Source organism: Acidovorax facilis (genome assembly GCF_050626955.1).
GTDB classification, from domain to species: Bacteria; Pseudomonadota; Gammaproteobacteria; order Burkholderiales; family Burkholderiaceae_C; genus Acidovorax; species Acidovorax facilis.
The window spans coordinates 3980647-4002254 of sequence record NZ_CP192460.1 but is presented as its reverse complement, the minus strand read 5'-3'; the positions used below and the strand labels follow the sequence as shown (position 1 = coordinate 4002254).

Annotated in this window: 20 protein-coding genes; 8 read left to right on the top strand and 12 right to left on the bottom strand. The window is 66.9% G+C overall.

Translation table 11 applies throughout. The annotated features are described in order from the left end of the window. Positions 1-11 precede the first annotated feature (11 nt). From ACQ4MJ_RS18305 to ACQ4MJ_RS18295, 3 genes are read right to left on the bottom strand one after another with little or no spacing between them, the layout of a single operon-like run. A complete protein-coding gene (locus tag ACQ4MJ_RS18305; protein ID WP_431151722.1) occupies positions 12-1364 on the bottom strand; it encodes a GAF domain-containing protein in 1353 nt (450 codons plus the stop codon). Continuing rightward, on the bottom strand, positions 1361-1876 hold the full coding sequence (locus ACQ4MJ_RS18300) for a hypothetical protein (protein ID WP_228897494.1): 516 nt from the start codon (positions 1874-1876) through the stop codon (positions 1361-1363). The genes ACQ4MJ_RS18305 and ACQ4MJ_RS18300 overlap by 4 nt, the downstream gene beginning before the upstream one ends. Beyond that, positions 1873-2724, bottom strand: coding sequence for an ABC transporter permease (locus ACQ4MJ_RS18295; protein ID WP_094289109.1), 852 nt, complete (start codon positions 2722-2724; stop codon positions 1873-1875). Before ACQ4MJ_RS18295 ends, ACQ4MJ_RS18300 begins: the two co-directional genes overlap by 4 nt. Positions 2725-2814: 90 nt before the next feature. Between ACQ4MJ_RS18295 and ACQ4MJ_RS18290 the strand changes: the two genes are divergently transcribed. The 6 genes from ACQ4MJ_RS18290 (at position 2815) to cynS (ending at position 8560) form a co-directional block, all read left to right on the top strand. Next, a complete protein-coding gene (locus tag ACQ4MJ_RS18290; RefSeq protein WP_431151723.1) occupies positions 2815-4023 on the top strand; it encodes a PAS domain S-box protein in 1209 nt (402 codons plus the stop codon). Continuing rightward, positions 4020-4715: a response regulator gene (locus ACQ4MJ_RS18285; protein ID WP_431151724.1), complete on the top strand. Its 696-nt coding sequence runs from the start codon at positions 4020-4022 to the stop codon at positions 4713-4715. The genes ACQ4MJ_RS18290 and ACQ4MJ_RS18285 overlap by 4 nt, the downstream gene beginning before the upstream one ends. Before the next feature lie 146 nt (positions 4716-4861). Next, positions 4862-6268 (top strand): CmpA/NrtA family ABC transporter substrate-binding protein, encoded by a 1407-nt coding sequence (locus ACQ4MJ_RS18280; protein WP_055396323.1) that lies wholly within the window; start codon positions 4862-4864, stop codon positions 6266-6268. Between the two features lies 1 nt (position 6269). Then, on the top strand, positions 6270-7139 hold the full coding sequence (gene ntrB, locus ACQ4MJ_RS18275) for a nitrate ABC transporter permease (protein WP_099731375.1): 870 nt from the start codon (positions 6270-6272) through the stop codon (positions 7137-7139). Beyond that, a complete protein-coding gene (locus ACQ4MJ_RS18270; protein WP_431151726.1) occupies positions 7129-8004 on the top strand; it encodes an ABC transporter ATP-binding protein in 876 nt (291 codons plus the stop codon). Before ntrB ends, ACQ4MJ_RS18270 begins: the two co-directional genes overlap by 11 nt. Positions 8005-8116: 112 nt before the next feature. After that, positions 8117-8560: a cyanase gene (cynS, locus tag ACQ4MJ_RS18265; RefSeq protein WP_431151727.1), complete on the top strand. Its 444-nt coding sequence runs from the start codon at positions 8117-8119 to the stop codon at positions 8558-8560. 196 nt (positions 8561-8756) lie between these two features. Here cynS and ACQ4MJ_RS18260 read toward each other — a convergent pair whose 3' ends face one another. The 8 genes from ACQ4MJ_RS18260 to ACQ4MJ_RS18225 form a co-directional block, all read right to left on the bottom strand. Beyond that, positions 8757-9527, bottom strand: a complete 771-nt coding sequence (locus tag ACQ4MJ_RS18260; protein WP_218298948.1) for an anti-sigma factor — start codon at positions 9525-9527, stop codon at positions 8757-8759. After that, complete coding sequence (locus ACQ4MJ_RS18255; RefSeq protein WP_055396332.1) at positions 9524-10090, bottom strand: sigma-70 family RNA polymerase sigma factor; 567 nt, start codon at positions 10088-10090, stop codon at positions 9524-9526. Before ACQ4MJ_RS18255 ends, ACQ4MJ_RS18260 begins: the two co-directional genes overlap by 4 nt. Positions 10091-10197: 107 nt before the next feature. Next, the gene (locus ACQ4MJ_RS18250; protein WP_055396334.1) at positions 10198-10776 is read right to left on the bottom strand and encodes a DUF3455 domain-containing protein; all 579 of its coding nucleotides are present in this window, start codon (positions 10774-10776) and stop codon (positions 10198-10200) included. Positions 10777-10932: 156 nt separating this feature from the next. After that, complete coding sequence (locus tag ACQ4MJ_RS18245) at positions 10933-12258, bottom strand: FAD-dependent oxidoreductase (protein WP_431151728.1); 1326 nt, start codon at positions 12256-12258, stop codon at positions 10933-10935. Next, positions 12255-13412: an acyl-CoA dehydrogenase family protein gene (locus ACQ4MJ_RS18240; RefSeq protein WP_431151730.1), complete on the bottom strand. Its 1158-nt coding sequence runs from the start codon at positions 13410-13412 to the stop codon at positions 12255-12257. The genes ACQ4MJ_RS18245 and ACQ4MJ_RS18240 overlap by 4 nt, the downstream gene beginning before the upstream one ends. Before the next feature lie 43 nt (positions 13413-13455). Further along, positions 13456-14025 (bottom strand): OsmC family protein, encoded by a 570-nt coding sequence (locus tag ACQ4MJ_RS18235; RefSeq protein ID WP_008905298.1) that lies wholly within the window; start codon positions 14023-14025, stop codon positions 13456-13458. A gap of 87 nt (positions 14026-14112) precedes the next feature. Next, a complete protein-coding gene (locus ACQ4MJ_RS18230) occupies positions 14113-15024 on the bottom strand; it encodes a sulfurtransferase (protein ID WP_431151731.1) in 912 nt (303 codons plus the stop codon). A gap of 233 nt (positions 15025-15257) precedes the next feature. Next, positions 15258-16886, bottom strand: a complete 1629-nt coding sequence (locus tag ACQ4MJ_RS18225; protein WP_431151732.1) for a sigma-54 interaction domain-containing protein — start codon at positions 16884-16886, stop codon at positions 15258-15260. A gap of 108 nt (positions 16887-16994) precedes the next feature. On the opposite strand from ACQ4MJ_RS18225, the gene purT reads away from it, so the two are divergent. Both purT and ACQ4MJ_RS18215 read left to right on the top strand, forming a co-directional pair. Next, entirely contained in the window at positions 16995-18197 is a 1203-nt protein-coding gene (purT, locus tag ACQ4MJ_RS18220) for a formate-dependent phosphoribosylglycinamide formyltransferase (protein WP_218298946.1), read from the top strand. Positions 18198-18261: 64 nt separating this feature from the next. Further along, entirely contained in the window at positions 18262-20673 is a 2412-nt protein-coding gene (locus tag ACQ4MJ_RS18215) for a putative bifunctional diguanylate cyclase/phosphodiesterase (RefSeq protein WP_431151733.1), read from the top strand. Here the strand turns inward: ACQ4MJ_RS18215 and ACQ4MJ_RS18210 are convergent. Beyond that, positions 20648-21583 carry an ATP-binding cassette domain-containing protein gene (locus ACQ4MJ_RS18210; RefSeq protein ID WP_431151734.1) on the bottom strand — a complete coding sequence of 312 codons (936 nt, stop codon included), beginning with the start codon at positions 21581-21583 and terminating at the stop codon, positions 20648-20650. The genes ACQ4MJ_RS18215 and ACQ4MJ_RS18210 overlap by 26 nt on opposite strands. Between the last annotated feature and the right edge of the window lie 25 nt (positions 21584-21608).

Sequence of the window (21608 nt, the reverse complement as noted above, 5' to 3'; positions counted from 1 at the left end):
GCGTGAAGGCGTCAAGCGTCTTCCAGCACCACGGGGCGCAGTACGCACAGCCGAAAGCGCCCGCGCCCTGTTTTTTCGATGTGGATGTGCGGGCAGTTCTCCTGCAGGCGGCGCTGCAGCAACAGCAGGCGGGCCTCCAGGTTGTCGGCCACATCGGGCAGGCGCAGGGCGGGGTCCAGCCGCAGTTCGCGGTTGGTGAAGTCCACGCGCCCGGTGTGCTGGTGGTCGCGCAGCAGCTTCCAGACAATGGCGCCCGCCACGCCCTTGATCAAATAGTCGTCGTTGATGAACACGCTGTCGTTGGCCGCAAAGTGGCGCACCCGCAGAGCGCTGCCGCTCACCGGCGGTGCCGCCGTCGGAGTAGGCAGCGGCTCGGGCGCATCGGGCGCGGCCTGCAGCAGGTCGATGGCGGCGGCCAGCTGGCCCGCAATGGCCACCAGCAGGTCTTCATCCTCGAAACCAAAGCGCATGTCTTCGGGGCTCTCGGCAAACAGCACGCCCAGCAGGCGTCCGGCCGACAGCAGTGGTACCGCCACCTGGCTGTGCGGCTCTGGCAGCCCGGGGTAGGGGATGTCCAGGCCGCGCAGCGGGGGCGCATCGGGTGTGGCATGCGCGTCCATGCTTTCGCGGATGGCATGGCTGTACAGGGCGGCGTGCGTCATGTGGCTGATGCGCACCGGCGTTCGCTCGCGCGCAGCCATGCCGATCACTCCCTGGCCCAGTCGGATTTCTGAACCCACGCCCGACGTGGCATAGCCGCAGCTGGCCACCGTGTAGAGCTGCTGGGCGCTGGCGTCCAGCATCAGCACCATGGCGTGCTGAATGCCCAGCTTGTCCTGCAGGCCCTGCAGCGCGCCTTGCAGCAATTCATCCAGCCCCGAGCAGCGCGCGATGCTCTCGCTGCACAGACGCAGCGTGTGCAGCAACCCGGAACGCGGCGCCGGTGCCGGCAGGCCTTCGCCCGCTACCGATTCGATGCGCTCCACAGCGTAGATGTCGGCCCCTTTGAGTTCAAACACCTCGGCCATGCCCGCATGCGACGCAATGCCCGCCAGCTGCGCGCGCATGCTCTCGAACACCGGCCCGCTGTCCTCGGTGCGTTCGTACAGCAGGTGCAGGCGGTAGAAATGGGCGGTGACTGGGTCCAGCACCAGCACCGACGCGCGCGGGTTGCGCAGGATGTTCTGGCGGGTCTTGTTGAAGAACTGGAACGACAGCGCCACGTGCGCCGCATCCACATAGACCACCTGCGAGATGTAGGCCACGTTGGGTGTGCCGTCAGGGTCGCAGGTCGCCATGATGGCGGGAATCGCCCCCTCCAGGCAGGGGCGGATGCTGTGCAGGGACGGCGCTGCGGAGCTCATGGCTGCAGTACGGGTGGCGTGGGTGGTGCGGGCGGCGCACACAACTCCGCGCCTGCGCGCGGGCCTGGGGTCTGGTCGAACGCGCTGGTGGGAGTGAAGGTCACTGCGACCACATCCTGCAGCGGTGCTGCCAGCATGGCGCCCACATACTGCGGCCCATAACCCACCCGGCCCACCTCCTGCACCATGGACTGCAGGTAGGCCTGCAACACCGGCAGGTCGCCATCAGTGGCCGGGCGCTGCGTGGCCCGGCGGGCCTTGAGCTGCAGCGTCTGGTGGGTGGACGGCACGCTGAACACCACGGCAATCTCTCCGGTGTGCGCAATGTCCTGCAGCAACTGTTCGGACTGGCTGCGCCGCAGGTACACCGTGACCTCCAGCCCATCGCCGCTGATGCGACTGCCCACGGCCCGCATGATGCTCGGCCGCAGGGCCGCATCGCGTGACGCCACGATGGCCGACACGCCTTTGGCCACCATGGCGATATGGCTGGGGCCGAGCAGCGCGGTCATGCCTTGAAGCGTTTGCGGGTCAGGGCCAGAGCCACCCAGAAGGCCACCACGGTGGTCACCACCAGCACCAGGCCGTGGCGCAGGGGGTGGGCGGGCCACTGGTCCATGAACAGCGGGCGTACCAGCTCGACCGCGTTGGTCAGCGGCAGCCAGTCGGAGATGGTGCGCACGATGGGAGGCAACTGCTCGCGCGGGAAGAACACACCGGAGAGAAACATCATGGGCGTGAGCACCAGCGTGAAGTAGTAAGTGAAGAAGTCATACCCCTTGGCCAGCGCATTGAAGATGAGCGCGATGCTGGAGAACATCACCCCCACGAACAGCAGCACCGGCCAGGCCACCAACAGCTTGGGGCTGTGGCTGATGGAGAGGGCCAGCATCACGCCCAGGATGGCGGTGACGGTGAACAGCGCCTTGAACGCGGCCCACAGCATCTCGGCCAGCACCACATCGTCGAGGCTCACCGGCGCGTTCATGATGCCGTCCCAGGTCTTTTGCACATGCATGCGCGAGAAGGCCGAGTACAGCGCCTCGAAGCTGGCCGCGTTCATGGCGCTCATGCAGATGGAGCCGCTGGCCAGGAACAGGATGTAGGGCACCTTGGTGTCGCCCGCCGCGCCGCCCACGTTCACCTGCCCCACCAGGGCCCCCATGCCGTAGCCAAAGGCCACCAGCCACATCAGCGGTTCGGCAATGTTGCCCACCAGGCTGGGGATGGCCAGCTTGCGCCAGACCAGCAGGTTGCGCATGAACACGGGCCACCAGCGCACGGACAGGCTGGGCGGGCGCCATACCGACGGCGGGGGTGGGGCCACAGTGGCCACAGAGGGCGGGTGAGCGGTTTGCATCCGCTTATTGTGCGATGTTGGCGGGCGGGCGCACAGTCCCCGATGTGTTCCTGGTCGCCACCTGGGCACGGCCATTGCTTGGGTACCCCTATGTCCACCCACGTCCTGAACCTGCCCGCCGGTGCCAGTGCCCTCTGGCAGAACCGCTTGGGGCTGCTGCTGGAGTCCACGGGCGAGGGGGTGTTTGGCATTGATCTGGCGGGCAACTGCGTGTTCATCAACCGGGCGGGCGCGCAGATGCTGGGCTTTGCAGCCGATGAGGTGATGGGGCGCAACATGCACGCGCTCACCCACCACAGCCACCCCGACGGCAGCCCGTATGCGGACGGCGACTGCCCCATCTTCAATGCGTTCCGCCAGGGTCTGCCCTGTCGTGTGGACACCGAGGTGTTCTGGTGCCGCGATGGCTCGGCGTTTGCCGTGGAGTATTCCAGCCACCCGATTCTTGAAGGTGACCAGGTACAGGGCGCCGTGATCGCTTTTGTGGACATCACCAGCCGCAAGCGTGCCGCCGATGAGCTGCAGCGCGCGCACGATGAGCTGGCTCGCGCCAATGACGAGTTGGAGCGCCGCGTGGCCGCCCGCACCCAGGAGCTGTCGCAGGCGCTGGCGCAGTTGCGCGAGTTGTCCGCCTACTCGGAGCAGGTGCGCGAGGACGAACGCACCCGCATCGCCCGCGAGGTGCACGACGAGCTGGGCAGCCTGCTGGTGGCACTGAAGATGGATGTGAACTGGCTGCACAAGCGCCTGGGCGAGCAGGGCGAGCGCACACCCGAGGCCGCGGGCGACATGCGCACGCAGATGCGCTGCAAGTGCCAGAATATGAGCCGCCTGATCGAAAACGCCGTGGACAACGTGGGCCGCATCATCACCGACCTGCGCCCCAGCATCCTGGACCACCAGGGCCTGTGGGCGGCGCTGGAGTGGCAGGCACAGGAGTTCGTGCAGTCGGCCGAACTGGAGCTGGCGTGGCAGATGGACGTGCCCGCCACCCTGCACCTGCCCGAGCCTGCCGCCATCGCCGTGTTCCGCATCTTCCAGGAGATGCTGAGCAACGTGGGCCGCCACGCGCAGGCCAGCGCCATCGACATTGCCATCGACGTGCAGGACGAAATGCTGCAGCTGCGCGTGCGCGACAACGGCGTGGGCGCTACCCGCCAGGCCCTGGAGGCGCCCACCGCCTATGGCGTGATGGGCATGCGCGAGCGGGCACGGCAGCTGGGGGGGCGGTTGAGCATCACCAGCGAGCCGGGGCAGGGCTCGTGCCTGCAATTGCTGATTCCTCTGGAGCTGTCATGAATTCCGTGGTTCGCGTATTGATCGGGGATGACCATCGCATCGTGCGGGAGGGGCTCAAGCAGGTGCTGGGCGACCCCGCCAATGGCGCGCCCGAGATCACTGTGGTGGCCGAGGCCACGCAGGGCAGCGAGGTGCTGGAGCAGGTGGCCGCGCTGCAAGGGTTTACTGGAGCGCCGGGGCTGGACCTGGTGCTGCTGGACATCGCCATGCCGGGCATGGACGGCCTCGAAGTGCTGCAGGCGCTCCGCAAGGCCTGGCCTGCATTGCCGGTGCTGATGCTCAGCACCTACCCCGAGCGGCAATACGCGGTGCGCTGCATCCAGATGGGCGCGGCGGGCTACCTGCACAAAAGCGCTGACCCCGACGACATGGTGGCCGCCGTGCGCAAGGTGGCTTCGGGCGGGCGGTATCTGACCGAGGCCACGGCCTTGGCGCTGGCGGGCGCGGTGGAGCGCACCGGCGTGGTGCGTGCCACCCAGCAGGGCGCGCCCGCTGGAGTAGACGCGCTCTCCTATCGTGAGCATCAGGTGTTCCGTCTGCTCACGGCCGGGCAGAGCGTGAGCGAAATTGGTGCGCAGCTCAAGCTCGCGCCCAACACGGTGAGCACCTACCGCGCCCGCATCCTCGAAAAGACCGGCGCGCGCAATGACGTGGAGCTGGCGCTGCTAGCGCGCGGCGCGCCTGCCGAGTGATTTGCGGGCGCTGCATCCCCGATTTGTAGTGCTAGCCCTACACGCTGTAGACACCACACCCACGAATTCATGACAGCGGGCCGACACCGGCAAAAACTGGCCCGCGCTTTGCGTAACACCTGGCACCAACTTCTACGAGGTGTGCCATGTCCGAATTCTTCTCGCCCTACGATGCCGACCGCCCGTTGATGCTGAAATGCAGCTGTGGCCGCGACCACACGGTGGCCGACCACCACGCCGAGGTGTCGGCCGATGTCGCCGCAGCCACCCTGCGCCAGCGCAGCGAGACCCGTGAGTTCGAGCTCTACAGCAACGAGTTCATCGAAGCCACGCTGGTCAAGGCGCTGTTTCCGCAAGACGCAGTGCGCCGCCGCTTCATCAAGGCGGTGGGCAAGGGAACGGCCATGGCGGCCATCGCGAGCGTGTTGCCTGTGGCCAGCATGCAGGCCATGGCGCAAGAGAAACAGGGCGCACTGGAGAAGACCAACCTCAAGATCGGCTTCATCCCGATCACCTGCGCCACCCCGCTGATCATGGCCCACCCGCTGGGCTTTTACAGCAAGCAGGGCCTGAGCGTCGAAGTCACCAAGACGGCCGGCTGGGCACTGATCCGCGACAAGATGATCAACAAGGAGTACGACGCCACGCACTTCCTGAGCCCCATGCCGCTGGCGATCTCCATGGGCCTGGGCTCCAACGCCACGCCGATGAACGTGGCCACCATCCAGAACGTGAACGGCCAGGCCATCACGCTCAGCCTCAAGCACAAGGACAACCGCGATCCCAAGAACTGGAAGGGCTTCAAGTTCGCGATCCCCTTCGAGTACAGCATGCACAACTTCCTGCTGCGCTACTACCTGGCCGAGGCGGGCCTGAACCCCGACACCGACGTGCAGCTGCGCGTGGTGCCACCCGCCGAGATGGTGGCCAACCTGCGCGCGGGCAATATCGACGGCTTCCTCGGCCCCGATCCTTTCAACCAGCGCGCCGTGTTTGAGGAAGTCGGCTTCATCCACCTGCTCACCAAGGACCTGTGGAACGGCCACCCCTGCTGCGCCTTCGGCACCAGCACCGAGTTCATCCAGAAGAACCCCAACACCTTTGCTGCGCTGTACCGCGCGGTGCTCACCTCGGCCGCGATGGCGCGCGACCCGGCCAACCGCGAGCTCATCGCCAAGGTGATTGCGCCCCAGGCCTACCTGAACCAGCCCGAGGCCGTGCTCAACCAGGTGCTCACCGGCAAGTTCGCCGACGGCCTGGGCAAGATCCAGAACGTGCCGGACCGCGCAGACTTCGACCCCATGCCGTGGCAGAGCATGGCCGTGTGGATGCTCACGCAGATGCAGCGTTGGGGCTACATCAAGGGCGATGTGGACTACAAGCAGATCGCCGAAAAGGTGTTCCTCATCACCGATGCGAAAAAGCAGATGAAGGCGCTGGACCAGAAGGTGCCCGAAGGCGCGTACCCCAAGTTCAAGATCATGGGGCGCGAGTTCGATGCGGCGAAGGCGGCCGAGTACGCCAAGAGCTTCCCCATCCGCAAGGCGGCATGACATGACTCCCGCCAAGAACCTCAACCTGCGCGCGGGCCTGTTGTCCGTGCTCATCTTCCTGGCCCTGCTGGGGATCTGGTACATCGCCACCGCTTCTTCGGGCGCGGGCAACAGCACGGCCGGCATGACCGCCGAGCAGATCGAGTACGCCAAGATGATGGGCAAGGACCCAGGCGCCAGCGCCAAGGGCAGCGGCTTCCCCTCACTGGCAGAGATGGGCCGTACCGTGTGGGGGCACGTGTCCAACCCGTTCTATGACAACGGCCCCAACGACAAGGGCATCGCCATCCAGCTCGCGCATTCGCTAGGCCGGGTCGCGTTAGGGTTTGGCCTGGCCTGCTTGGTGGCGATACCGCTCGGTTTCGTCATCGGCATGTCGCCGCTGCTGCGCCGTGCGTTCGACCCGTTCATCCAGGTGCTCAAGCCCATCAGCCCGCTGGCGTGGATGCCGCTTGCGCTCTACACCATCAAGGACTCATCGATCTCGGGCATCTTCGTGATCTTCATCTGTTCGGTGTGGCCCATGCTGGTGAACACGGCGTTTGGCGTGGCATCGGTCAAGCGCGAGTGGCTCAACGTGTCGGCCACGCTGCAGGTCAACCCGCTGCGCAAGGCCTTCCTGGTGATCTTGCCCGCCGCAGCGCCCACCATCCTCACGGGCATGCGCATCAGCATGGGCATCGCCTGGCTGGTGATCGTGGCGGCCGAGATGCTGGTGGGCGGCACGGGGATTGGCTACTTCGTTTGGAACGAGTGGAACAACCTGTCGCTCACCAACGTGATCTTTGCCATCCTGGTGATTGGCGTGGTGGGCATGTTGCTCGACCTGGCCTTCGGCCAGCTGCAGAAGGTGGTGACCTATGTGGAGTGATGTCGCCCAGCGCCCGGCTGTTCCAGCCCCTCTTGCCACTGACGCCCCGCAACGAAAGGCCTCTGCCGTGACCCAAGGCTTCCTCCAGATCGACCGGCTGAGAAAAGCCTTTGTACCCTCCAAACCCGTGTTTGCCGATGTGTCGTTCACGCTCGACAAGGGCGAATTCGTCTGCATCATCGGCCACTCGGGCTGCGGCAAGACCACCATCCTGAACGTGCTGGCGGGGCTCGACACCGCCACCTCGGGCACCGTCATCATGGACGGGCGCGAAGTGGCCGGCCCCAGTCTGGACCGGGGCGTGGTGTTCCAGAGCCACGCGCTCATGCCCTGGCTCACGGTGCGCCAGAACATCGCGTTCGCCGTGAAGTCGCGCTGGCCCGACTGGAAGAAGAGCCAGGTGGATGCGCATGTGGAGAAGTTCGTGGCGCTGGTGGGCCTGAGCCCTGCCATTGACAAGAAGCCGTCGCAACTCTCAGGCGGCATGAAGCAGCGCGTGGGCATTGCGCGCGCGTTCTCCATCCAGCCCAAGATGCTGCTGCTGGATGAACCCTTCGGCGCACTCGATGCGCTCACGCGCGGCACCATCCAGGACGAATTGATGGCCATCGTGCGCCAGACGCAGCAGACGGTGTTCATGATCACGCACGATGTGGACGAAGCCATCTTGCTGGCCGACCGCATCCTGCTCATGAGCAACGGCAACGAGACGCCCGATGGCTACCGCCCCGGCGGCATCGCCGAGGTGGTGGTGAACCCACTGCCACGCGAACGCACGCGCGCCAGCCTGCACCACCTGGATGGCTACTACGCGCTGCGCAACCACATCGTGGACTTTTTGGTGACGCGCGCCAAAGCCCACTGATTTCCTGAATAACCCAGCACTGTCGTGTTGCCCCTTGGGGTGGCAGGGAGTGCTGCACCCTGAAGTTCCTGTTCCCTGTTCCAAAACCCATCCCACCGAAGGAGCCATCACCATGAACCGCAACGACGTTACCGAAAAGATCATCAGCACCAAGGTCGCCAAGGGCCTGCAATGGGATGCCATTGCCAAGAAGGTCGGCCAGTCCAAGGAATGGACCACCGCCCTGTGCCTGGGCCAGATGACGGCATCGGCCGAACAGGCCAAGGTGCTGGGCAAGATCTTCGGCCTCACGGCCGAAGAGCAGAAGTGGCTGCAGGTGGTGCCCTACAAGGGCTCGCTGCCCACGCCCGTGCCTACCGATCCGCTGATCTACCGCTGGTATGAGGTGGTGAGTGTGTACGGCACCACCATCAAGGAGCTGATCCACGAAGAGTTTGGCGACGGCATCATGAGCGCCATCGACTTCAGCATGGACATCCAGCGCGAGGCCAATCCCAATGGCGACCGCGTGAATGTGGTCCTGTCCGGCAAGTTCCTGCCGTATAAACAGTACTAACCCCCTGAGTCGCTTCGCGCCTTCCCCCTTTCTCTCGAATTGCTGCGCAATTCGGGAAGGGGGACACCGCCAGCGCCCGCCAGCGAAGCGCCGCCTGTGCGGCTTGGCGGCCCTTGCGCGGCGGTCGCTGGTATAGGCCGTGCTCGTTACACCGGCGTGGGCCTATGCATTGCGCCGAGTGGGGTAACGAAGACAGTCAGAGCACCTTGACGGCGCGGCCGATGAACTGGATGGGGCCTGTGGGCTTGCCAATCGGCGAGCCCGTGGGCGGTTCCAGCGTCAGCTCGAACAACTGGTTGGGCTGCAGCGGCGGCAGCTTGTCCAGCGGGATCTGCAGGGGCTGACCGGGCTGCACCAGGCCCAGCGATACGGGGCCGCTCCAGCCGTCGGCCTTGGTCCAGAACTCCAGGGCCTTGTCGGCCGGTACTTCGGCCATACCCAGCGGAATCAGGCTGATCTGCCGGGGCGAGCTGGCCTGCACCACCCAGCCCGGGGCCTTGTCATGCGGCGCGACCAGCACCACCATGAACTGCGGCGGCGCGGCCACTGGGGCGGTGCGGGTGACGAGCACTGCCGCGAGCACCGCCGCCATGGCAAAGCCCGAGCCGGCGAGGGCCCGCCACAGGCCCAGGTGGTCCCACCAGCGCACGGATGGCTTGCGCTCGGTTTTTGCGCGGGGTTGGGCGGCAACGGGTGTCGCAACCGGCTGCGCGCTGGTGGCCTGCAGCGACTGGTCGATGCGCGCCCACAAGGCAGCGGGCGGCGCGATGGGCTCTGCCAGCTGGGTCAGCGGCAGCAGGCGGGCTTCCCATTCGGCAACCGCCTGTTGCAGTGCCTTGTCACCAGGCAGGCGTTGCTGCACACCCTGGCGTTCGGCAGCGGGCAGGGTGCCCAGCACGTACTCGCCGGCCAGCACGCTCAGGTCTTCCGGCGAGGGGGTGGACGGTGTGTTGCGCACGTCGGTCATGCCATGCACTCCCGCAGCGAAACCAGGCTGCGCCGGATCCACGCCTTGACGGTGCCCAGCGGCGCACCGAGGCGCTCCGCAATTTCTCCGTGCGAGCAGCCGTCCACATAGGCGTGCAGCACGCAGTTGCGGCGCGCGGGGTCCAGGGCCTCCAGGCAATGCTGCAGGCGGCCCAGGCTGGCGTTCAGCGCAAAGGTTTCCTCGACCTCATGGTGGGCCTGCACAGACATGTCGGCCTCCAGGGCTTGGGTGGTGGTGTCGTCCACATCAACGTGGCGGCCCGCGTCGCGAACGGCGTTCAGGGCCAGGTTGCGCACCACGCTGTAGATCCAGCCGCGTGCGCTGCCCCGGCGCGGGTCGTAGCTGGCGGCGCGGGTCCAGATGTTCACGCAGGCATCGTGCACGATGTCCTCGGCCAGGGCCCGCTGGCGCACGATGCGCAGCGCAACGCCCAGTAGCCGCGCGCCCTCCTGTTGGTACAGGCGGTGCATGGCCTGCCGGTCGCCCGCTGCGCAGGCGGCCAGAGCGGCTTCGTAGTCAAAATCGCCAGGGGTGTCGGGCACGGTGTGCAGGCAGCGGGGCCTCGTCTAAAGAGTGGGCGCATCGTAGCCGCAAACCCGCCACCGCCTGGCGGTAGCCCCCGCTGGGCAGGGGATTGCGTGTGCGTGGTTTACGCGGCCTTCCAGAAGATGTAGTCGGCCTGGTACTTCACGATCTGACGCTCGCCCTTGTTGGCGGTGGTGCAGGCAGCAGCGGGTGCCACGCCGCCCTTGAGGGCCACGCGCTGGATGAAGGTCACGCCGGTCATGGCGCCCGAACCCATGGCGGGGTTGGCCTTGACGAGCTGGTAGGGCAGGTTACCCGTGCCCGAGGGCGCCACGGCTAGCTGGGTGGCTGTCAGCTTGGACCCATCGCTCGACTCCCAGGTGGCCGGCGGGCCGTAGTAGGTGCCCACTTGTTTGCCGCTGCGGTCATTCAGCACGGCCTTGGGGCCCACGAACACCCATTCGGTCTGGCCGGGCATGTTGGCCTTGTCGCGGCATTCGTAGGTGATCTCGCCCACGCCCACGGTTTCCATCGCCACCTTGTTGCCAGCCGGCACCTTGATGCTGTCGGGCAGGCTGTCCTGCGAATACATGGATTTGGAGGACGACGACATCATCGAACCGCAGGCGCTCAGCAGCACGGCGGCGGCAATGGCGCCCGTCAGGGGGAGCAGGCGGGAGATGGGGGACGTGTGGATGGTCATGGCGTTTCTCTCTGGTCTGTGGGTTGATAGGACAGCAGCAACAAGATGCGCTGCTGTAGGTACTACCCACGAAAACGCCGTTTGGATGCAGTGGATGCCAAAAATTTTTTGCCGGTGCCAGCCCGGGCCAGATTGCCGCCCGGGCCCGAGGCTGCCTCAATGCAGGGTCAGCGGCTGGGTGGTGGTCTTGACCCGCACCACGGCCGCCCGGTGCTCATAGGGGGTCACCGGTTGGCCCAGGATGGCGGCCGCCAGCGTTCGCGCCTGCCGGGCAATCGGTTCGATGTAGCGGCTGCACTGCCCGTCGATGCTGATGCAATCGCCCAGTGCATGGATGCGGGATACGCTGGTTCGCAGCGTGCCTGCGTCCACCGCAATGCCATGGGTCCAGTCAAGCCCTGCACTCTGCGCCAGGCGGTGGGGGGGCAGCAGGCCTGCAGCCACCACCACTTCGTCCGCCGCAAAACGCCGCCCGCTGGTGGTGGAGACGCGGTAGCGCGAGCCCACGCGTTCCACCTGCTCCACCTGCAGACCGCCTTCAAAGCGGATGGACAGGTCTTTCCAGGCGTCCAGCAGCTGCGGGCCCGCCTGCTGGTCGTGCCAGCGCGCCAGCGGCTCGGTGGCCGTGTCCAGCAGCGTGATGTGGTGGCCGCCCAGGGCCAGGTCGTTGGCCAGCTCACTGCCGACCAGGCCCGCGCCGATGATGAGCACGTCCTTGGGCTGCTCGCCCAGGTGCTGGCGCAGGCGCTGGTAGGCGTCCAGGTGGTTGATGCGCCAGCACAGGCTGGCGGGCAAGCCCGGAGGCAAGGCGGCCTGCGCACCGTGGGCCAGCACCAGGTGACCGTAGCGCAGCACGCCCCGCGTGGTGCGCAATTGGCGGGTGTCGGCGCAGATGCGCACGGCATGGGTGTGGGCCAGCAGGGTGACGCCCAGGCGGTGCGCCGCATCGCGACCGGTTTCGGACACCAGGGCCAGCGGGTCCAGCTGGCGCGCCATGGCCACCGACAGCAAAGGCTTGTCGTACCGGTCGCCCGTGCAGGCCGTCACCAGGGTGATGGGCAGTGTGGCGCTGTGTTGGCGCAGGGTTTCGGCCAGTTGCCAGCCTGCACGGCCCGCGCCGACGATGACCACGCCCGGCTCGCCACGCACGCGCAGGGAGGCGGCTGGCGCAGCGCTGGCCTGCGCCCGCAGCGCCTCCAGCGTGGGGGCTTCGTACGGCGAAAAATCGGCCTTGGTCACTCCACACAGCGGGCAGGCCCAGTCGTCGGGTATGTCCGCCAGCCGCGTGCCCGGCGGCAGGCCGCCATCGGGGTCGCCGTCGGCCTCGTGGTAGACGTAGCCGCAGGCGTTGCAGATGTAGCTTTGCCAGGGCGCCTGGGCGGCCGCGTCGGCAAACGCATCGCACAGCGCCTGCGATGCCGCGCTCAACACGAACTCGGAGGCAACCGACGGCGTGGTGGCGGTGGGGAGGGCGGGCGTCATGCAGGCATCTCCTCGGTGCTGAGCCGGGCGATCTCCTTGCGCAGGTGCTTGATGGCGGGCGTGACGATGGCCACAAAGTGCGACTCGCGCACGCGCCGCTGCACGTCCGAGCTCATGAGGTAGCCGCGCGCACCCTGGTGCATCAGGGCGGACTGGGCGGCGCGCAGGCACAGCTCCGCGCCATGGGCACGGGCGTCCAGCACGTCGATGAAGAAATCGGTGCTTGTGTCGAACGGAGTCTGGGCCAGTTGCATGACGCGTGCAGTCAGTGTATCCAGCTCGGCCTGCAGCGCGTCGGGCCGGTCTTCCAGGAACTGGTTGACATGGCCCAGTTGGGCCTCCACCGCCCACATCGAGTCGATGGCGCCCTGGGTGATGCCCACGGCCATGCCACATTGCAGCATCACAAACGCAGCGCGGATGCGGGCGATGAAAGGGCGCGTGGGGTCGGCCATGGTGTCGGCCGTGCCGATGAAATGGTCCTTGAGCCGCAGTGCATAGGTGCCCGTGCCCTCCATGGCCGAGAAGCTGGGGCATTCGCGCATCTCCACGCCGGGGGCATCGCAGCGCAGCAGGAACATCACCTCGCGCTGGCTGGCCGCACCGTCGGCCTCCACCACCGCCGCAATCGCGCCGCAGTAGTGGTCGGGCCCCAGGTTGCTCACCCAGGGCAGGGTGCCGTTGATGAGGTACCCCCCCTCCACTGGCGTGGCCTTGAGCAGCAGGCTTTCGATCTGCGCATAGCTCTTCATGGGGTTGGACAGCGCCGTGCCGCCCATGCCTGCGCCGCTGGCGTGGCGCTGCAGCACATCGCCCATCAGCGCGGGGTTGCCCGACTGCTGCAGGTACAGCCCACACACCGCCTGGCACCACATCATGAAGCCCGTGGCGCCGCACACGCGCGAGGCCTCGGCCATGGCGCGGATGGCCAGGCCGTAGTCGGCCGGGCCGGCCGTGCTGTCCAGGTGCGCGCTCATCGCGCCCACGGCGGCCAGCTGCTGCAGCTCCGCGCAGGGGTAGTAGCCGGTGCGGTCAATCGCCTCCACCTGCGCGGCCAGCGGGCCCTGGGCGATCTGGCGCACGGCGGCCAGCAGCGCATCGCCCCGCAGGGCGCCGTCCAGGTGGAGTTGGGGAGGGAGGTCGGCGGGGTTCATGGGGCTCCTTGGGTGCGCAGGGCGGGCTCGGTTGCGGGGCTATTTAGTCCGCGAGGCTGATCTCGAAGGGGATGGGGTTGCGCATGCTGTTGGCCACGGGCGAGTAGAAGTTGGCGTGCTGCACGATCTCGTCCAGCACCTCGCGCGGCGCGTCGCCTTCCACCAGCACCTTCACGCGGATCGCCTGAAAGCCCATCTCCGGCGGCGTCTTCTGCAATGCGCCACCCGCACCCCAGGCGGCGGGGTTGCCGATGTCGCCTTCCATGAACACTTCGATCTTGCTGAGCTTGACCTGCTTCCAGGTGGCCACGGCGGTGATGCCCACCGCCAGGCAGCCGCCCAGGCCCGACAGCACGATCTCACCGGGCGCGGGCGCCGTGTCCTGACCGAACAGGTGCAGGGGCTCGTCCACCACCACCGGCGCATGGTTGCCCACATAGCTCAGCGAGCGGTACTGCCCCTCCATCACCGTATGGACCTTGTTGGTACCCCGGCTGGCAGGGTTGTTGCGGCCCTTGTCGGCAAAGGCCATCAGCCCGTCGCGGTCGATGGGGCGCAGGTGTGTGTGCACGGTGGTGACAGGGGCAGAGGGTTCCAGCAGATCGGTGGACATGGTGTTCCTTGGAGAAAGAGAAGGGAATGCAAAAAAAGAAGGACAGGGTTCGCAGCGGGCCATGCCCGCTGCAACAACGCACGGGGCTCAGGCCGCCAGCGCCAGCGCAGGCTTTTTGGGGAACTTGACCAGCGGCAGCCCGCTTTCGATCGGCAGCTTGTCGTCGCGCGACCATTCGTTCCACGAGCCGAAGTACATGCGCACATCGGCAAAGCCCGCCTGCTTGAGCGCCAGGAAGGTGTTGGACGCGCGTGCGCCCTTGAAGCAATACAGGTACACCGTGTCCGCCGGGCTGATGCCCGCCGTGGCGCATTCGGCGCGCACTTCGTCGGGCGACTTGAACACCGGACCCTGGGGCGAGGGCTTCATGAAGCGGTACCACTCCAGCCACTTGGCGCCCGGCAGGCGGCCTTTGCGCGGCGCAAAGTCCTTGCCATAAGGGCTGGAGCTGTCGCCAATCCACTCGTCCACATCGCGCACGTCCAGCAGCACGGTGTCGGTGCCCAGGGCCTCGATCACATCCTCCTTGGTCAGCATCACATCGGTGGTGGCCAGCTGGGTGGGGAAGATGGCGGGCGTGGGCACCACGGCCTCGGTGGAGATGGGCAGTTCTGCCGCCTTCCAGGCCGAGTAGCCGCCGTTCAATACCTTGACCTTGGGGTAGCCCAGCCAGGTCAGCAGGTAGTAGCCCCGGCACGACTGGCCGTAGCCGCTGTTGAGCGCATCTTCATAGAACACGGCCGTCTCGGCGCCCGACAGGCCGATGGCGCCCAGGTGCGCGGCAAAGGTGTCTTTCAGCTCCTGCAGGCCTTGGGGCGTGGAGGTGGCCAGGTACGTGAAGGTTTCGCGCAGGTTCACCGCGCCGGGGATGTGCCCCAGGGCGTAGGTGTCGGCGTCGCGGGTGTCGATCAGCACCACAGGTTCTGCGGCTTGCAGGGCCAACAGCTGGGTGGGTGAGATGAGGACGGCGTCGGAGGCGGTAGCGGTCACGGTGCTCATGGAAAACCTTTCGGTGCGGTGGTGGGCGGGATGCCTGCCCTCCTTATTGCAACAGGTGTGCCAGAGCTTGGGAATGCAAAGAAATTTGAATGAAATAGGCTGCTAGCGCTGATTGTTAAAGCGCTGGCAGCTATTGATTTGATAGTATTTTGTGTCGACTATCACCAGAGCGCAGCCTGTCCAACGCGGACGCTGAACACTGTGTCTACAAATTGTTGACACAGTGTTGGGCGTCACTTCAAGCCTGCTTTGCGCAGCCGGTAACCGAACTGCCGGAGCGTCAACCCCAGGCTCTGCGCCGCGCGCGATTGGTTGCCGTGGTGTTCGACCAGCGCGGCCTGCAGCACCTGAACGCTGTGGGACTGGGCCGAGGCGTAGTCGCGCACCAGCGGTGCTGCGGCGATAGGGGTAGACGGCATCTCGGCCTGAATCTGCTGAATGGGCGCCGGTGCGGGTGGCAAAACCACAGCCGCAGCGGGCAGAAACCGGTCCAGCTCGCCACGCGTTACCAGCGTGTCATTGGTCAGCAGCACCAGGCGTTCGATCACATTGCCCAGCTCGCGGATGTTGCCGGGCCAGGGGTGTTCTTCCAGCCGCGCCAGCGCGTCGGGCGAGAGGTTCACGTTGCGCTGGTGCGCCTGGTTGGCGCGGCTCACAAAGTGCAGCGCCAGCGCGCGGATGTCTTCACGCCGCTCGGCCAGCGAGGGCAGATGGATCGGAATCACGTGCAGGCGGTAGTACAGGTCCTGCCGAAAGCGCCCGGCCTCCACATCGGCCGCCAGGTCGCGGTGGGTGGCCGCCACCAGGCGCACGTTGACCTTGACCTCGCGCTGCCCGCCCAGGCGCACCAGCGTGCCCTCCTGCAGCGTGCGCAGCAGCTTGGACTGCAGGGCCAGCGGCAGCTCGCCAATCTCGTCGAGAAAGATGGTGCCGCTGTCGGCCTGCTCGAACCAGCCCGCGCGGGCTGTGCTGGCGCCGGTGAACGCGCCTTTTTCGTAGCCAAACAGTTCGGATTCGAACAGCGCGTCCGGAATGGCCGAGCAGTTGACCTTGATGAAGGGCCGGTCGCGCCGCCCGCTGGCCAGGTGCACGGCGCGTGCGAACAGCTCCTTGCCCGTGCCCGACTGGCCCAGCAGCAGCACGGTGGCCTGGGTTTGCGACACGCGCTCCAGCTCGCTCAAGGCCTGCAGCAGCGGTGGCGAGCTGCCTATGAGCCCGTAGCGCGCGCTTTTGGTGTTGAGCGCGTTGGCCAGCACGGCATTGCGCGCCTCCAGCTGCCGCGTCTGGTCGGCCACCAGGGCTTCGAGCTGCAGCAGCTGCCCCACCAGCGTGGCCAGCACGCGCAGCACGGCCAGGTCGTCGTTCAGGTGGCGCTGGCGGCTGCGGATGCGGTGGCAGGCCAGCACGCCGATGGGCGCGTTGTTGACCTCGATGGGCAGTGCGATGAAGGCCACCGTCTCGGGCGGCAGCTGGCTGCGCTCCACTGCGCGTGCCAGAAACAGCGGTTCGGCATCAATGTCCTGCACGATGGCAGGCTGCCCCGTGGCCAGCACGCGGCCTGTGATGCCCTCGCCCCAGGCGTACCGCCCGCGCTGCACCTCGGCCTGGGTGAGGCCGTAGGCGTGCTGGATGGAGGCGGTGCGCGGCGCGCCGGCTGGGGAGGACGGGGCGTTGTCCACCAGCACGATGCGCCCCCGGTTCAGGCCCAGCAGTTCGCTCATCAGGTGCAGCATCTCGCGCAGCACCAGGCCGGGCGCCAGGCTGCGGCCGATGAGGCGCATCACTTCGCGCATTAGCAGCAGCTCCTGGGCGTGCCAGTCGGTGGGGCTGTGCGAGCGGGCCGTGCTGGAAGGGGAGGGCATGGGCGGTGGGGGCATGTCAGGGCGATTGCAAGTTCTGCGCCCGGGTGCATTAAAGTCGCCTGCGTCCCGCCATTTACCGACTTTTTCACCTTCTCGAAAGCCCCCACCATGACCACCCTCGGAACCCCTCTGTCCCCCCATGCCACCAAAGTCATGCTGCTGGGCTCGGGCGAGCTGGGCAAGGAGGTGCTGATCGCGCTGCAGCGCCTGGGGGTGGAAACCATTGCCGTGGACCGCTACGACAACGCCCCCGGCCAGCAGGTGGCCCACCACGCGCGCACCATCACCATGAGCGACCCGGCCCAGCTCAAGGCGCTGATCGAAGCCGAACGGCCCCACCTGGTGGTGCCCGAGATCGAAGCCATCGCCACCCCCATGCTCGAAGAGCTGGAAGCCGCGGGCACCGTGCGCGTGATCCCTACGGCCCGCGCAGCGCGCCTGACCATGGACCGTGAAGGCATCCGCGTGCTGGCCGCCGAAACGCTGGGCCTGCCCACCAGCCCCTACAAGTTCTGCAATTCGCTGGAAGAACTGCAGGCTGCGATTGACGCAGGTATCGGCTACCCCTGCATCGTCAAGCCCGTGATGAGCAGCTCGGGCAAGGGCCAGAGCAAGATCGACGGCCCAGACGACGTGAAGAAGGCCTGGGACTACGCCATGGCCGGTGGCCGGGTGCGCCACGGCCGCGTGATCGTCGAGGGCTTCATCGACTTTGACTACGAAATCACCCAGCTCACCGTGCGTGCGGTGGGCGCGGACGGCCAAATCACCACCAGTTTCTGCGACCCCATCGGCCATGTGCAGGTGAGTGGCGACTATGTGGAAAGCTGGCAGCCCCACCCCATGCACCCGGCCGCGCTCGAAAAGTCGCGCCAGATCGCCAAGGCCGTGACCGACAACCTGGGCGGCCAGGGATTGTTCGGCGTGGAGCTGTTCGTCAAGGGCCAGGAGGTCTGGTTCAGCGAAGTGAGCCCGCGCCCGCACGACACGGGCCTGGTCACGCTGTGCACCCAGCACCAGAGCGAGTTTGAGCTGCACGCCCGCGCCATCCTGGGCCTGCCCGTGGACACCAGCCTGCGCAATCCCGGCGCCAGCGCCGTCATCTACGGCGGCGTGGAAGCCCAGGGCATCGTGTTCGATGGTGTGGAAGAAGCCCTGCGCGTGCCGGGCACCGATCTGCGCCTGTTCGGCAAGCCCGAGAGTTTTGTGAAGCGCCGTATGGGCGTGGCGCTGGCTCGGGCTCAGAATGTGGACACGGCGCGTGCGAACGCCAAGCTGGCGGCGAGCAAGGTCAGGCCCCGCGTGGCCTGATAGCCTGCGGCCGCAGTTGCGGCGGGCCGGTGCTACGACGGCGCTTCTGTGAAGGAGAACCCCTGTGAGCCTGAGTGCGCGGATCCTGTGGCTGGTGCTGGCAGCCTCTTTGTTGCCTGTGCCGGCCCTGGTGTGGCTGCTGCTGGAGTTCCGGGTGGCCACCACCGGACAGGCGCGCGACCGGCTGGTGGCCCGGGCAGGCATCATTGCCAGCGACCTGGACGACAAGATCGCTGGTACCGGGCAACTCTTGTTTGGCCTTGGGCGCGTACCCCTGCTGGCAGCGGGCGACAAGGGCGCCTGCTCTGATTTCCTGGCAGATGTCCTCAAGGAACATCCTCAGTACACCGGCATCCTCACCATCCAGCCCGATGGTTCCCTGTTCTGTGATTCGCTGCGCAGTGGCCGTACGCTGGACCTCCGGGACCGCAGTTACTTTCAGCGTGCGCTGACAGCCTCCGGGCCGGTGCTGGAAGCGGTCATAGGCCGCCTGACGGGCAAGGGGGTGCTGCAGGTGGCCTACCCGGTGCGCGATGCGGGAGGCGCGTTGCGCTTCATCCTGCTGGCCTCGCTCGACATGCAGGACTACGGGCAGGCCACGGTGCATGCACAGCGCTATGAGCGCATGCATCTGCAGGTATGGAATGCCGACGGTTCGGTGGTCATGGACTTCCGCCGGCCGGAGTTGGCGCCGCTGACCCTGGGGGACGCCGAACGCACTTTCATGTTGCAAGCGGTCGAAGGGCATGCCGTGATGGAGGGGGCCGATGGCGTGCGTCGCGTCTGGGTGCGCGCCCAGTTGCCGCGCGCACAGGGCTCGGATCTGCGTCTGGCCCTGGCCGTGCCCGAGGACGACCTGCGTGGCCCGGTGGAGCGCCAGTTCCGGCGCGCACTGCTGGGGGTGCTGGCACTGGCGGCCATCGTGTTTGTTGCTGCTTTTCTGTTGGTGGAATTTGCGGTACGCCGCCATGCCATGCGCGCCATCCGCGCCATTGGCCGCATGGATGCTGGCAACTACGCCGAACCCATTGGCACACCCTATCCCCCGGGAGAGCTGGGGCAGGTGGCCCGGGCACTGGACCGGATGGCGGAGTCCCTGCTGCGCCAGCAGCAGTCCATCGCGCTGCACACGGAGACGCTGGAGCGCCAGGCGCGGCGAGACCCCCTGACCGACTTGGCCAACCGCTACAGCCTCACGGAGCGGCTGGACGCGGCGTTGGACCGGGCGCGGGAGCAGGGCCACTGCGTGGCCGTTATGGCCATGGACCTGGACCGGTTCAAAGGGGTGAATGACAGCCTGGGACATGCCCGGGGCGATGCCTTGCTCAAGGAGGTGGCGGTCCGGTTGCAGGGTTGTGTACGCCCTGGCGACGTAGTGGCCCGCCCGGGAGGGGATGAGTTTGTGGTGGTGCTGCCTGACCTGCCGGACCCGGCCGTGGTGGAGCCCATGGCGCGGCGCATTGTGCGGGCGCTGACCCTGCCTGTGGAGACCGGCACGTCCAGCTGGTTGCTGGGCACCAGCCTGGGGATTGCGGTCTTTCCACAGGATGGGGACTCTGGCGACCTGTTGTTGCGCAATGCAGACGTGGCCATGTACGACGCCAAGGACCTGGGTGGGAATCGACTGGCTTTCTTCAGCCCGCACATGACGGAGGTGTTGACGGAGCGCCTGCGGGTGGAGGCGGGCCTGCGCCATGCCATCGAGCACGACGGGCTGCGCCTGCACTATCAGCCCATCATGGATGCGCGGACGGGGCGCATGTCGTCGGTGGAGGCGCTGGTGCGGTGGGCGGACCCGGAGCGTGGGCTGGTGTCTCCGCTGCAGTTCATCGGCATTGCGGAAGAAACGGGGCTGATCGTGCCCCTGGGCGAATGGGTGCTGAACGAGGCCTGCGCGCAGGCACGCCGGTGGCTGGATGCCGGGTGGGGGGAGATCCCGGTGGCGGTGAACCTCTCGGCCCGTCAGTTCCAGGAGCCCGAGCTGGACCAGGTGGTGGCCCGCGCCTTGCAAAGCACCGGGTGCCCACCCCGGTTGCTGCAATTGGAGATCACTGAAAGCTCGATCATGGAGCCCGTGGAGGAGGCCCTGCAGACCATGCAGCGCCTCACCGCTCTGGGTGTGCAGCTGGCCATCGACGACTTCGGCACCGGCTATTCGTCACTGAGCCAGCTCAAGCGGTTTCCGGTGCGCAAGCTCAAGATCGACCGCTCTTTCGTGAACGATCTGGGGAGCAATGACCGGGGCGAAGTGCTGGTGGACGCCATCGTGGCCCTGGCGCAAAAGCTGGGCCTGCGCACGGTGGCCGAGGGCGTGGAAACCGACCACCAAGCCCAGTGGCTGGCCCGGCTGGGCTGCGACGAACTGCAGGGTTATCTCTTTTCCCAGCCTTGCGCGCCACAAGACCTTGAAAACTGGTGGCAGGGCCGGGTGGCAGGCCCTCCCGCCGGCCTCATTCCCGGATCTGCCGCCCCGTGAGCTTGAGGAACAGGTCTTCCAGATTGGCCGGCCGGTGCAGCGTGCGCAGGTGGCCGTGTGCGGCCAAGGCCTGCAGCAGTGGCTGGGCGTTCTGGGTGTAGAAAAACACGGTCTCGCCGCTGATTTCCACGCGGGCGGCCTGGGTGCGCAGCGCGGCGTCTTCGGCCATCTGGACGGCCCCCACGCCGAACACCTCCACCACATCCGGCTCCAGGTGCTGGGCGATCAGCTCGCGCGGGCGGCCTTCCGCAATCTTGCGGCCGTGGTCCAGCACCAGCAGGCGCGAGCACAGGCGCTCGGCCTCGTCCATGAAGTGGGTGGTCAGCAGGATCGACTTGCCTTGCTGCAGCAGCAGTTGCAGGCGCTCCCACATCAGGTGGCGGGCTTGCGGGTCCAGGCCGGTGGTGGGTTCGTCCAGCAGCAGCAGGCGCGGGTTGTTGACCAGGGCGCGCGCCAGCGACAGGCGCCGCTTCATGCCGCCCGATAGCTCGCCCGGCTTGGCGTCGGCCTTGTGGGTGAGGGCTGCGAACTCCAGCAACTGGGGTACACGCTCGTCCATCACCGGGCCCTTCAGCCCAAAGTAGCGGCCGAACACGCGCAGGTTCTCGGCGCAGGTGAAGTCCGGGTCGAGGGTGTCGAACTGCGTGACCACACCCAGCTGCGCCTTGATGGCCAGCGCATCGCGTGGCATGTGCAGCGGTGCGGTGCCGGGCTTGGAGGTGAAATGCACTTCGCCGCCATCCGGTGACGCCAGGCCCAGGCACATGCGAATGGTGGTGGTCTTTCCAGCACCGTTGGGGCCGATGACGCCCAGGCATTCGCCGGGAGCAATCGCGAAGGACACGTCGTCCACCACCGTGGTCTCGCCATAACGTTTGCGCAGGTGCAGAGCTTCAAAAAGTGCGGTCATGGAGAGATTGTGTGCGACGTGGGCA